Raw genomic sequence first — 12157 nt, 5'->3', positions numbered from 1 at the left:
GCGCGCGACCCTCCGCCCTGCCCTCACACCCGCCACCCCCAGAGGAGAGAGCAGCATGCCTGATTTCAGAACCAGGCGCCTTTGCTCCGTAGCCGCCGCCCTCGTCCTGACCGTCACCGCCCCCGCGACCGCCGCCACCGCCGCCTCCGACTCCTCCAGCGCCGCCGCCCTGCGCGAGGTGCTCTTCGTCGGCAACAACTGGGAGGGCACCGCGGACGTCATCAACTCCAGCGGTGACTTCGCGAAGGTCGGCCGGATCAACGTGATCCCCGACAAGGCCGCGCGGATGGCGGAGATCAACGCCGACCCGATCAAGTGGATCTACTTCCAGGCCATCCGCAACGGCGTCGGCGAGGGCCACGACCAGTTCGTCGACGACATGTACACCACTCCGGACGGCGCATCGGTGGTCGTCTCCCGGCCCAGTTTCGCCGACGTCGTCTCGATCGACCTGGCCACCGGAAACATCAACTGGCGTTTCCCGGTGTCCGGTTACCGCTCCGACCACATGGCCGTCTCGCCGGACGGGCTCCGGGTCGCGGTCTCCGCGTCGATCTCCAACACCGTGCACGTCCTGAACATCAGTACCGGGAAACAGTTGGGCTCGTTCAAGACCGGCGACAAGCCGCACGAGAACATCTTCACCAAGGACGGCAAGTACATCTACAACATGTCGATCGGCGACGTGAACACCTCGCAGGACGCGCCGTGGCAGGACTTCACGAAGGGCGACCGGCGCATCACCGTCGTCGACGCGAACACCTACCAGCAGGTCAGGATCATCGACATGCGGCAGCGGCTGGACGCGATCGGCCTCACCGACTACTCCGACGCGGTGCGCCCGGCGGTCTTCTCACCCGACGAGTCCAAGCTGTACTTCCAGGTCTCGTTCTTCAACGGCTTCTTCGAGTACGACCTCGCCACGGACCGGATCACCCGGACGAAGACCCTGCCGAAGAACCCGGCGACCAGCGACGACCGCACCACCTTCGTCAACGACTCGCGCCACCACGGCATTTCGATGAGCCCCGACGGCAGCAAGCTGTGCGTCGCGGGCACGATGGACGACTACGCGACGGTCGTCAACCGCACCACGCTCCAGGAAGGCCCGCTGGTCACCGCCTCCAAGCCCTACTGGGCCACGGTCAGCGGCGACGGAAAGAGCTGCGTCATCTCCGAGAGCGGCGCCGACCAGGTCACCGCGATCGACTTCGGCACCGGGCAGAAGATCGTGTCGGTGCCGGTGGGAGATCATCCGCAGCGGGTCCGGCTGGGCCATGTGGCCGCCGACTGGGCCGGAACGGTGAACTGACACTCCGCCATACTGCCGAAGCCGACGAGTGGGACACCGGCCGCCTCGCGGCCGGTGTCCCACTCGTCGGCGATGCGGCGATGCAGGGTGGGCAAGGTGGGCTCCGTCGCTTCGGCGCAGGCCGCGACCTGCCTCACGGAGTACCTCGTCCACCCGCCCTCACGCCCTCACGCCCTCACGTCAGGGTCGAGATTCGATCCTGACGTGAGGCGCGGGACAGAGCGCCGGCCGACGGCCGTTCTACCCCACCTTCTGCGCCACCCAGGCCGCCAGCTCCGTGCGGGCCGCCGCCAGCAGGGTCGCGGACGGGGCGGTCGCGCCGTTGGTGACCAGGGCGTAGTGCACGGCGCCCGTGTCGGACGTGCTCAGCAGCAGACGGCGGCTGCCGGTGCCGCCCGGTTCGACGGCGGCGGCGATCTTCGTGGTGGACGAGTAGGCGGGCGGGCCGTACACCGTGCCGAGGTCGGAGACGACCGTGGTGGCAGCGGTCGGGAAGGACGCGGGCAGGTGCAGCTCGGTGGGCGCCGTGCCGCCGTTCGAGCGCCACACCAGCACGCTGTACTGCCCGGAGCCGACCAGCGAGGCCACGTTCGGCAGGGTGCTGGGGACGGGGTTCCAGGTGAGCGTGGTGGAGCCGTCGCGGGAGCGGTCCTCATAGGTGAAGGCGACGGTCGTGCCGGAGGTCGCGCTCGGGTAGATCCGGTCGAGGAGACGGGCGTCCTGACGGAGCGTCGCCGTGCCGCTGTCGTCCAGACGGACGGCCGACAGGTCCTCGTCGTTCCAGGCGTCGCCCGTGGTGAGCAGCTTGTCGGGGTTGTCGTTCATCAGCTCGTGGTGGCGGCCGTTGTAGATGTCCCACTGCCATTGGCTGCCGGAGAGGACCGGGCCGGAGACGGCCGGGGTGGTCCACCAGGTCACGCCCTTCACCCGGGAGTCGAGTGCCTGGTACATCGCCTTCAGGACGGTCGGCGCCTTGCCCGCGGTGCTGCCGTTCAGCGGATGGCCGAACTCGCTGACGACGGCCGTGGTCCCGGCCGCCGCGGCCCGGTCGCGGACGGTGCCGAAGTCGGTGACGTACTGGCCGTTCTCCGCGTTGCCCCACATGAGGATCCCGGAGATCGCCTTCTGGTCGTAGAAGTGGGTGTTGAAGACGTAGCGGGAGCCGAGCGTGCCCGCGTCGAGGAGACCGCCCTCCTCCTTGCTGACGTTGCCGTTCCAGAAGAGGTTCGGCTCGACGAAGGCGGGCTTGTCCGTCCAGCCGGCCGCGTCCATCCGGGCCCGGAACTTCACGTAGAAGGGCCACAGGAGGTCGCGTTCCCAGGTGCGGCTGGCCTGACCGGAGTCGTAGCTGCCCGCGTACGGCTCGTTGTAGGGGTCGAAGCCGAGGACGCCCGCGAACTGCTCGGCGGTCAGGTTCTGCCTGACGTACGCCATGGTCTGCTGCGCCATGGAGAGGAAGGAGTCCTGGAGGCCGTAGGCGTTGTGCCAGAAGTCGTACTGGGCCTCCTTCACCGCGCTGTTCTGGGTGATGTTCTGGCCCCAGAGGAAGCAGATGCCGCAGGACTCGGCGGGGTAGCCGCCCAGGTCCACCGCCCACTGGGGAGCGCCGTCGCCGGTGTACCAGCTGCCCTCGTTGAACAGGTAGCGGGAGTAGAGGTCCTGGTGGAAGTCGGGGTAGACCCGGATGCCGGCGTCCAGGAAGGCGCCCATCTGGGCGGTGGCGGCGGCCAGGTAGGCGGTGTCGTACTGGCCGCGCACCGGTTCGGCGTAGGCCCAGGAGAGCAGGAAGCGGACGGAGTTGCCGCCGCCGAGGGCGCGCAGGGCCGTCGCCGACTTCTTGGCGTCGGCGACCGAGGCGAAGGGCAGCCCGTCGTTCTCGGCGAGTTTGGTCTCGCCGGAGACGTTGTAGCCGCGCAGCACGACCTCGCGGCCGTTGCCGTCGACGAAGCGGCCGCCGGACACGGTGAGCGCCGTGCCGTCGAAGGAGAGGGAGCCGGGGAGGGTGGCGGCGGTGGCGGCCGAGGAGCCCGCCGCCGTGAGGAAGCCACAGAGTCCGCAGAGGACTACCAGAACAGCGAGCAGACGTGCCCGGATATTCGGCATGTCCACTACAGTCCGGTGATTTCCAGACACCGTCAATACCTTCTGACCCCCGAGTAAGTTCATACTCCGTCAGTCACCGGGCCGGTCCCGTTCAACAGGACTCCTCACTGGTCAACGCATTACCGTTCAATCGTGCGCGAAATTCTCCCGATGCTGAGTGGGTGGTACGCCGCAGGCGAGCCGTTCGGGCTCGCCACCGTCGTCGCCGTCAGCCGCAGCGCGCCGCGCGATCCGGGCGCGGCGATGGCGGTGGGGCCGGACGACGAGGTGGTCGGCGGTGTCTCCGGGGGCTGTGTGGAGAGCGCGGTGTTCGAACTGGCCCAGGAGGTGGTGGCCGACCGCTCGGCCCGGCTGGAGACCTTCGGATACAGCGCCGAGGACGCCTTCGCCGTCGGGCTGACCTGCGGCGGCGAGATCACGGTGCTCGTGCGTCCCGTCACCGCGAGCCTGGACCCGTCGTTCGGCGCGGTCGCGGAGTCGGTGGCCGCGGGCGAGCCGGTGACCGTGGCCACGGTCACCGACGGTCCCGCACCGCGCGGTGCCGCCCTCGCCGTCTGGCCGGACCGGACCTCGGGCACCCTGGGCACGGACGGACTGGACGCCGCCGTCACGGCCGACGCGCGCGGCGAGCTCGCCCTCGGCGTCACCGGCGTCCGGCACTACGGGCCGCGCGGTGAGCGACGGGAGGACGCCGTCTCGGTGTTCCTGCACTCCTTCGCGCCGCCGCCGCGCATGCTGGTGTTCGGCGCGATCGACTACGCGGCCGCCGTGGCCCGCATCGGCGACTTCCTCGGCTACCGGGTCACGGTGTGCGACGCCCGCCCGGTCTTCGCCACGCCCGAACGCTTCCCGCCCGGCGTCGAGGTGATCGTGGAGTGGCCGCACCGGTATCTGCGGGGCACGGACACCGACGGGCGCACGGTGATCTGCGTACTGACCCACGATCCGAAGTTCGACGTGCCGCTGCTGGAGGTGGCGCTGCGCGGGCCCGCCGCGTACATCGGGGCGATGGGCAGCCGCCGCACCCACGACGAACGGCGTGCGCGGCTCGTCGAGGCCGGGCTCACCGACCGTGAGCTGTCCCGGCTGCGCTCACCGGTCGGGCTGGACCTCGGGGCCCGCACGCCCGAGGAGGTCGCCGTGTCGGTGGCCGCCGAGATCGTCGCGCTGCGCTGGGGCGGCAGCGGCGCCCCGCTGACGGCCACGGCGGGGACCATCCACCGCTGATCGGCCAATATCGGCCGAAAGGGGGTGTAGGGGGCGTGGAGCGGGGTAGGCGGCCAGAAGGACAGGCATGCATGTCCTCCCTTCGTCTCGCGAAGGAAGGAGGTCCGTTGAGGCAACGCACACTCGCAAGTTCCGGGCCGCCTCCGAGCCCACTCGGCCGGGGCGGCCCGGTCCTGTGTCCGCGGTTCTACGGCAGCCGGTGCAGGACCACGTCCGTGAGCCGGCCGTCGGCCGCGGTGGCGGTCATGAAGGTGCGGTGCGGCTGACGTCGGCGGTCGGTCGGGGAGCCCGGGTTGAGCAGCCGCAGTCCGCCCGGGGCCGTGGTGTCCCAGGGGATGTGGCTGTGGCCGAAGACGAGGACGTCCAGGTCGGGGAAGCGGGCGGCGCACCGGGCCTCCCGGCCCTGGGCGGAGCCCGTCTCGTGGACGACGCCGAAGCGCAGGCCCCCCAGTTCGGCGTAGGCGATCTCGGGCAGCCGGGCGCGCAGGTCGGGCCCGTCGTTGTTGCCGTACACGCCGACGACGGCGCGGCTGCGGCTCTCCAGCAGGTCGAGGGTGGCCGTGTCGACCCAGTCCCCGGCGTGGATCACCACGTCCGCGCGCGGGAGCTCGTCGAGCAGCGGGGCGGGGAGCTCCTTGGCGCGCTGGGGGAGGTGGGTGTCGGACATCAGAAGAAGGCGCACGGCCTCAGACTACGGACAGGTGAGGGGCGGTCGGCGGGGTTAGCATCGGGCCACGCGCACCCGCCGCCCCGCGCACGGCAGAGCGATCCAGCAAGGGGGCCAGGAGCCCGATGCCGGTCAAGGTCAGCGTCATCGTCCCCGTGTACAACCCCGGTCCCTACCTCGAGACCTGCGTCGCCTCGCTGCTGAGGCAGTCGCTCCCGCCGGACGAGTACGAGGTGATCTTCGTCGACGACGGCTCCACCGACGCCACCCCGGCCCTGCTCGACGCGCTGGCCGCCGAGCACCCCCGGGTCCGGGTGATCCACGAGGAGAACTCCGGCTGGGCGGGCAAGCCCCGCAACGTCGGCATCGACGCCTCCCACGGCGAGTACGTCATGTTCGTCGACAGCGACGACCACCTCGGGGACGAGGCCCTGGAGCGGATGTACGGCTACGGCGTCGCCAACGACGCGGACGTGGTCGTCGGCAAGACGGCCGGCCGGGGGCGCCGGGTGCCGGTGGAGCTGTTCCGTACGAACCGGCCGCGCGCCACCGTCGAGAACGCGCCGCTCATCGACAGCCTCACCCCGCACAAGATGGTCCGCCGGGCGTTCCTGGACCGCATCGGGCTGCGCTTCCCCGAGGGGCGGCGCCGGCTGGAGGACCATGTCTTCGTCACCGAGGCCTATCTGCGCGCGGACAACGTCTGCGTGCTCGGCGACTACGTCTGCTACTACCACGTCGGACGGGACGACGGCGGGAACGCGAGTCTGCGGCCGTTCGACCCGGCGGGGTACTTCAAGAACCTCCGGGAGGCCCTCGACGTCGTCGAGCGGTACACCGAACCGGGCCCGCTGCGCGACCGGCTGTTCCGGCGGTGGCTGCGCGTGGAGATGGTGGAGCGGCTGCGCGGCCGGCGCTTCCTGGACCTGCCCGAGGACTACCGCAGGGAACTGTTCGACGAGATCCACGCGGTGGTCGTCGAGCGGTTCGGGCCGGGTGTCGCGGCGCCGTTGCAGCCGACCCGGCGGGTGGTCGCCGCGCTGGCCGCCGAGGCGCGCTACGACGACGTCGTCGCGTTCGCGGAATGGGAGACCGGCGTCGCGCTCGCCGTCGACCCGGAGGACGTCGAATGGCGCAGCGGCGTGCTGCGGATCTCCTTCACCGCCGAGCTGATGCACGACGGCGGGCCGATGACGTTCCCGTCGGCCGGGGGCTCCCCGCGGTGGCCGCCGCACGACGTGGCCGAGGCGGTGCGATGGCTCGGCGCGGACACCGTGGGCCGGTTCGACCGGGCCGTGCCCGACCTGCTGCTGCGCGAGCGGGCCAGTGCGGCGCAGTACTTCCAGCCGGCGGAGGTGGTCCGGGAGACGGTTCCGGCGGGCGACGGCAGTCGGGTGCGGCTCGTGCTGCGGGCGACGGCCACCGTCGACCCCGCCACCGCGGTCAGCGGCAGCCCGGCCGGCGAGGGCCTGTGGGACGTGTGGGTCCGGGTGGACCTGGGCGGCTGGACCAAGGAGCTGCGGCTGGGGCCGGCGCCCCGCCATGGCCACGGCCGTCCGGCCCCGCCGGCCGGGGTCGTCGGGGGCCGCGTGGTGCTGCCCTACTGGACCGACCGGCACGCGAGCCTCGCGCTGGACGTCGGTCACGCGAGCGGACGGCTCGGCCTGGGCCGGGTCTCGGCCGGGGACGTCACCGTCGCCGAGGAACGGCTCCAGATCGTGCTGCCCCTGCATGTGCCCGAGGCCGCCGCCGCGCTGCTGCGGCTGACGGGGGCGCGGTCCGGCGGCTCCCGCGAGGTCTCCGGCACGCTGTCGCCGGGCGGACGGCTGGCGGCCGTCCTGCCGATCGACGAGCTGACCGGCGGGACCTGGCTGACGACCGTGTGCCTCACTCCCGGCGCGCCCGGGGCGCGCTTCCACCCGCTGCCCTTCGCGCTGCACATCGACGCGGACGGTGTCCTGGTGGTGCCGGCGCCCCAGCCCGGCAGCGCACGGCGCGCGGCCCGCAGGGTGCGCCGGGCGCTGTACCGGGCGCTCGGCAGGATCACGATCCGACGGAGGTGACCGGCCGGTTGATCACTCCAGCGGCAGTTCGCTCCACACCTGTTTGCCGCCGCTGACCGGCACCGTCCCCCAGGTGTCGGACATTGCCTCCACGAGGAGGATGCCGCGGCCGCCGGTGGCCTCCCAGCCGAGGGCGGTCGGCTTCACGGGGCTGCGGGGCGAGGCGTCGGTGACGGCGACGCGCAGCCGCCGGCCGATCAGGGTGAGGTCGAGGCGGACCGGGCCGTCGGTGTGCACGAGGGCGTTGGTGACCAGTTCGGAGACGACGAGGAGGGCCGCGTCCATCGCCGGGTCGGTGACGCCCCAGGCGCGCAGGGTGCGGCGGGTGAAGCGGCGGGCCTGCCGGGCCGCCTCCGGCACCCGCCACACCGTCCAGCCCTCGCGCAGGGGTTTGACGGCCATGCCGTCGTAGCGGATCAGCAGCAGGGCGACGTCGTCGCTGCGGTGGGCGTGGCCGAGGAGGTTGTCCGCGACGAGGCCGAGGTGGGCGGGGTCGGCGGCGGACAGGGCGCGGGCCAGGCGGTCCAGGCCCGTGTCGATGTCCAGGTCGGCGGATTCCACGAGCCCGTCCGTGGTCAGCGCGATGACGGTGCCGGGCGCCAGCCGTAGCGGGGTCATCGGGAACTCGGCCCGGGCCAGGACGCCGAGCGGTGGGCCGCCGTCCGTCTCGGCGATGTCGGTCGAGCCGTCGGGGCGGCGCAGCACGGGCGGCGGATGACCGGCCCGTACGCACCAGGCGGTGCCCTCCTCCATGTCGAGGTCGACGAAGCAGCAGGTGACGAAGAGGTCGGTCTCCAGTTCGAGCAGGAGCCGGTTGGCGTGGGAGACGACGACGTCCGGCGGGTGGCCCTCGGCGGCGTAGGCGCGCAGGGCCGTGCGCATCTGGCCCATGAGGGTGGCGGCGGCCGCGCTGTGTCCCTGGACGTCGCCGATGACGAGCGCGACATGGTGGTCGGGCAGCGGGATCACGTCGTACCAGTCGCCGCCGACGTCGAGGCCGGCGGTGGCCGGCAGGTAGCGGGCGACCGCGACCGCGCCGGCGAGTCTGGGCAGCCGGCGCGGCAGCAGCTGGCGCTGGAGCATGCCGACGAGTTCGTGCTCGGCGTCGAAGGCGTGGGCGCGCATCAGGGCCTGTCCGGCGAGTGCGGCGGAGGCGGTGAGCAGGGCGCGTTCGTCGGGGCCGAACTCGTGCGGCTCGTCCCAGCCGATGAGACAGGCGCCCGCCATACGGCCCCCGGCGGACAGCGGGAGCACGGCGAGGCCGCCCGGTCCGACCTCGGCGAGGGCCGGTTCCAGGGCGGTGCCGGCGGGCCAGATCCGGGCGCGGCCCTCGCGCAGGGCGGCGGCGAGGGTGGGCATGGCCCGCACGGGCGCGTCGGGCCACTCGGAGCGCCACTCCTGCTGCCACAGCTCGGGCCAGGACTCGGGTTCGGGCGGATCGAGGACGGTGACCACGAGCCGCTCGTTCTCCAGTTCGGCGAGCGCGATCCGATCGGCCCGCAGCGGCCTCCGCAGCGAGGCCACGACGGCCTGGCTGACATCGCGGACCGTGCCGGCGGTGGCGAGCGCGGCGGCCAGCCGCTGGACGCGGGCGACGTCGGTGACCTCGTCGCGCAGGGTGGAGGCGTCGGCGACCGTGCCGACGAGCCGGGCGGGGCGGCCGTCGCGGCCGGGCAGCAGCCGGCCGCGCAGCCTGAGCCACTTCGGCGGCCCGGTGGGCTGGAGCACCCGGAACTCCAGCTCGCGTTCGCCGATCGACATGTGGTCGGCCTCGACGACGGACATCAGCGAGGGCAGGTCCTCGGGTACGGCGAGCCCCAGCAGGGTCTCCACCCGGCCGTCGAACTCGGCCCGGCTCAGCGGGAACAGGTCCAGGATCTCGTCGCCGACCTCGACCCGGCCGGTGTCCATGGCCAGGCTGAAGGCGTTGGCACGCAGTTCCTCGCCCTCCACCGGGGCGGCGGCCGGGGCGGGGAGGGCCACGGCCGCGGCGACGAGTTCCAGACAGCTGCGGTCGTCGGCGTCGAACCCGCCGGGACGCTCGCCGACGGCGAGCAGACAGCCGCCCGCGCCGCCCCGGACGGGCAGGGCGGCGAGGTGGACGTCACGCGCGGGCATCCGCCGCGACTCCGCGCAGTCGGCGAGCTCCGCCGGGCCCAGCCACACCGGCCGCCCGGTGCGATGGGCGTCGGCGGCGGGCGAACGGCCGTCGAGCGGATAGCTCTCGCGCAGCCCGTACAGGGTCCTGGGGACGCCGGCCGACTCGACGAGGCGGAGCAGTTCGCCGTCCTCGCCGGGCGTGTAGACGGCGACGAGGGCCGCGCCCGCGAAGACGAGCGCCTGTTCGAGCGTGCGCCGCACCCGTTCGGGCGAGGCAGGATCGGCGGTGATCGTCTTGAGGGCGATCCCGGCACGCCGAGGTCTCGCTCCGCGCTCCCCGGCACCCTCACTGACCACGTCCGCAATTACAGCGCCAAAGGGGCCGGTGCGCAGCCCCTGCGCCTGTTTCACGGAGGTCGACAGGGCGGGGCGCACGGCCGCTTTCGGGCGGGCGGGCCACTCGCCGTGCGCACTGGGCCGCAAGGGGGCAGATTTGGAGCCCGGGACCCGCGCTGCGCCGGGCGAGGAGGTGGTCGCCGTGCCGGAGGAGACATCCGGCCAGGCTCCGGCGGCCGTATGGGCACCGGTCGGCCGGCCGCTGCTCTCCTTGGCGCTGACGTCGATGATGGACGACGTCGGGGCGCACTCCGGCGCCGTCTACCTGCGTCGGGGCGACGAGCCGGTGCTGGAGATGGCGGTGGTGGCGGGGCTGCCCCGGGCCTTCGCGGCGCCCTGGGAGCGGGTGGGGCTGAGCGCGCCGATCCCGGTCGCCGAGGCGGCGCGCGAACGACGGCTGGTGTGGGTGGGCGGCGAGGAGGACATGGCCCGCCGCTATCCGCGGATCGCCGTCGTCCTGCCGTATCCGTTCGCGCTGGCCGCGCTGCCGGTGGCGACCGCGTCCCGGGTGTACGGGGCGGTCTTCGTCACCTGGCCGGGCACCCACCCCACGGAGCTGTCCGACCGGGAGCGTCAGGAGCTGACGGCGGCCTGCGACCGGCTCGCGCTGCGGCTGGAGCGCGCGGCGGCGCAGAACCTCCCGCTGCGCCCCGAGGCCGATGTGGTGGACGCGGGGCCGCTGAGCGGGATCGCCGACACGCTCGGCACGTTGGAGGCGGCGCGGATGGTGGCCCGGCTGCCGTACGGGCTGTGCTCGCTGGATCTGAGCGGGCGGGTGGGCTTCGCCAACGCCGCCGCTTCCGAGCTGCTGGGCGTCCCGGTGAGCGGGCTGCTGGGCTCCCAGCTGTGGGCGACCATGCCGTGGCTCAACGACCCCATGTACGAGGAGCGCTATCGGGCCGCGCTGATCAGCCAGGACGCCACCTCGTTCGTGGCGCTGCGCCCGCCGTCGCAGTGGCTGTCGTTCCGGATGTATCCGAGCACCACCGGGCTCAGCGTCCGGATCAGCCGGGCCCGGGCCGTGTCGGAGATGGGCCCGGCCGATCCCCGGTCGGGGGACGCGCCGACCCGGCTGGTGTCGATGTCGCAGGCGCTGAGCCTGGCCGGGGCGCTCACCGAGACGGTGAGCGTGCAGGACGTGGTGGGGCTGGTCGCGGACGAGATCGCGCCGGCGGTGGGCAGTCAGGCCCTGGCGCTGCTCGGCGCCCGGGCCGGCCGGCTGCATGTGCTCGGGCACCACGGGTATCCCGACCCGCACACGGTGGAGCGGTTCGACGGGATGCCGCTGAGCGAGCCGAATCCGGGCGGGCACGCCGTCACCCACGGCGTCCCGGCGTTCTTCGAGTCCTGGCAGCAGCTGAATCACCTGTATCCGGCCCAGCACACCGGGCCGGACGGCTTCGCCGCCTGGGCCTTCCTGCCGTTGATCGCCTCCGGCCGGCCGGTCGGCGCCTGTGTGCTGGCCTACGCCGAACCGCACACGTTCTCCACGCACGAGCGCGCGGTGCTGACCAGCCTGGCCGGGCTGATCGCGCAGGCCCTGGACCGGGCCCTGCTGTACGACGTCAAGCACAAGCTGGCGCACGGGCTCCAGGCGGCGCTGCTGCCGCACTCGCTGCCGTCGCTGCCCGGCATCGAGGCGACCGCCCGCTATCTGCCGGCCACCCGGGGGATGGAGATCGGCGGGGACTTCTACGACCTGGTGCCCTCGCAGCCGCTGCCGGTGGCCGTGATCGGCGACGTACAGGGACACAACGTGACCGCGGCCGGGCTGATGGGGCAGATCCGCACGGCCGTGCGCGCGTACACGACGGTGGGTCAGGAGCCCGGGGAGGTCATGCGCAGCACCAACCGGCTGCTGATCGACCTGGGCTCGGAGCTGTTCGCCAGCTGTCTGTACCTGCGGCTGGACCCGGCCCGCGGGCGGGCGGTCATGGCCCGGGCCGGGCATCCGCCGCCGCTGCTGCGCCGGGCGGACGGCCGGGTGCGCGTCCTGGATCTGGCGGGCGGCCCGCTGCTGGGCATCGACGACTCGGCGACGTATCCGACGACGGAGGTCGAGCTCTCCCCCGGCTGCGTCCTCGCCCTCTACACGGACGGGCTCATCGAGACGCCGGGGGTGGACATCGAGGACGCGGTCGCCGAGCTGGGGACGCGGCTCGGCGAGGCCGGGGACCGTCCGCTGGAGGAGCTGGCCGACGAGCTGGTGGGGCACTACGCGGCGGCGGAGGAACGGATCGACGACGTCGCTCTGCTCCTGCTGCGGGCGTCGCCACCGGCGACATGAGG

The 12157-nt window shown here is 73.0% G+C and carries 7 protein-coding genes; 4 read left to right on the top strand and 3 right to left on the bottom strand.

From position 1 onward, the window contains the following. The first annotated feature begins 55 nt into the window (after positions 1-55). A complete protein-coding gene (locus ABZ725_RS06225; protein WP_358801581.1) occupies positions 56-1312 on the top strand; it encodes a YncE family protein in 1257 nt (418 codons plus the stop codon). Positions 1313-1552: 240 nt separating this feature from the next. Here the strand turns inward: ABZ725_RS06225 and ABZ725_RS06220 are convergent, their stop codons facing one another. Beyond that, positions 1553-3415 (bottom strand): endoglycosylceramidase, encoded by a 1863-nt coding sequence (locus ABZ725_RS06220; protein ID WP_358801580.1) that lies wholly within the window; start codon positions 3413-3415, stop codon positions 1553-1555. Positions 3416-3547: 132 nt separating this feature from the next. Here ABZ725_RS06220 and ABZ725_RS06215 point away from each other — a divergent pair, with 132 nt between their 5' ends. Continuing rightward, entirely contained in the window at positions 3548-4642 is a 1095-nt protein-coding gene (locus ABZ725_RS06215; RefSeq protein WP_358801579.1) for an XdhC/CoxI family protein, read from the top strand. Positions 4643-4829: 187 nt separating this feature from the next. Here the strand turns inward: ABZ725_RS06215 and ABZ725_RS06210 are convergent, their stop codons facing one another. After that, on the bottom strand, positions 4830-5324 hold the full coding sequence (locus tag ABZ725_RS06210; protein ID WP_358801578.1) for a metallophosphoesterase: 495 nt from the start codon (positions 5322-5324) through the stop codon (positions 4830-4832). Positions 5325-5434: 110 nt separating this feature from the next. On the opposite strand from ABZ725_RS06210, the gene ABZ725_RS06205 reads away from it, so the two are divergent. Then, positions 5435-7372 (top strand): glycosyltransferase family 2 protein, encoded by a 1938-nt coding sequence (locus ABZ725_RS06205; RefSeq protein ID WP_358801577.1) that lies wholly within the window; start codon positions 5435-5437, stop codon positions 7370-7372. A 12-nt stretch (positions 7373-7384) separates the two neighbouring features. Here ABZ725_RS06205 and ABZ725_RS06200 read toward each other — a convergent pair whose 3' ends face one another. Further along, the gene (locus ABZ725_RS06200; RefSeq protein WP_358801576.1) at positions 7385-9829 is read right to left on the bottom strand and encodes a SpoIIE family protein phosphatase; all 2445 of its coding nucleotides are present in this window, start codon (positions 9827-9829) and stop codon (positions 7385-7387) included. A gap of 172 nt (positions 9830-10001) precedes the next feature. On the opposite strand from ABZ725_RS06200, the gene ABZ725_RS06195 reads away from it, so the two are divergent. Beyond that, positions 10002-12155 carry a SpoIIE family protein phosphatase gene (locus ABZ725_RS06195; RefSeq protein ID WP_358802052.1) on the top strand — a complete coding sequence of 718 codons (2154 nt, stop codon included), beginning with the start codon at positions 10002-10004 and terminating at the stop codon, positions 12153-12155. Positions 12156-12157: the final 2 nt, after the last annotated feature.

The organism is Streptomyces sp. NPDC006872 (assembly GCF_040635845.1).
Classification (GTDB): domain Bacteria; phylum Actinomycetota; class Actinomycetes; order Streptomycetales; family Streptomycetaceae; genus Streptomyces.
The sequence above is the reverse complement of the archived record's forward strand: the minus strand, read 5'-3'. Positions and strand labels throughout refer to the sequence as shown.

Bases quoted from the DNA above. Each gene is read 5' to 3' on its own strand.
- ABZ725_RS06225 (WP_358801581.1), top strand. From the start codon at position 56: ATGCCTGATTTCAGAACCAGGCGCCTTTGCTCCGTAGCCGCCGCCCTC.
- ABZ725_RS06220 (WP_358801580.1), bottom strand. From the start codon at position 3,415: ATGCCGAATATCCGGGCACGTCTGCTCGCTGTTCTGGTAGTCCTCTGC.
- ABZ725_RS06205 (WP_358801577.1), top strand. From the start codon at position 5,435: ATGCCGGTCAAGGTCAGCGTCATCGTCCCCGTGTACAACCCCGGTCCC.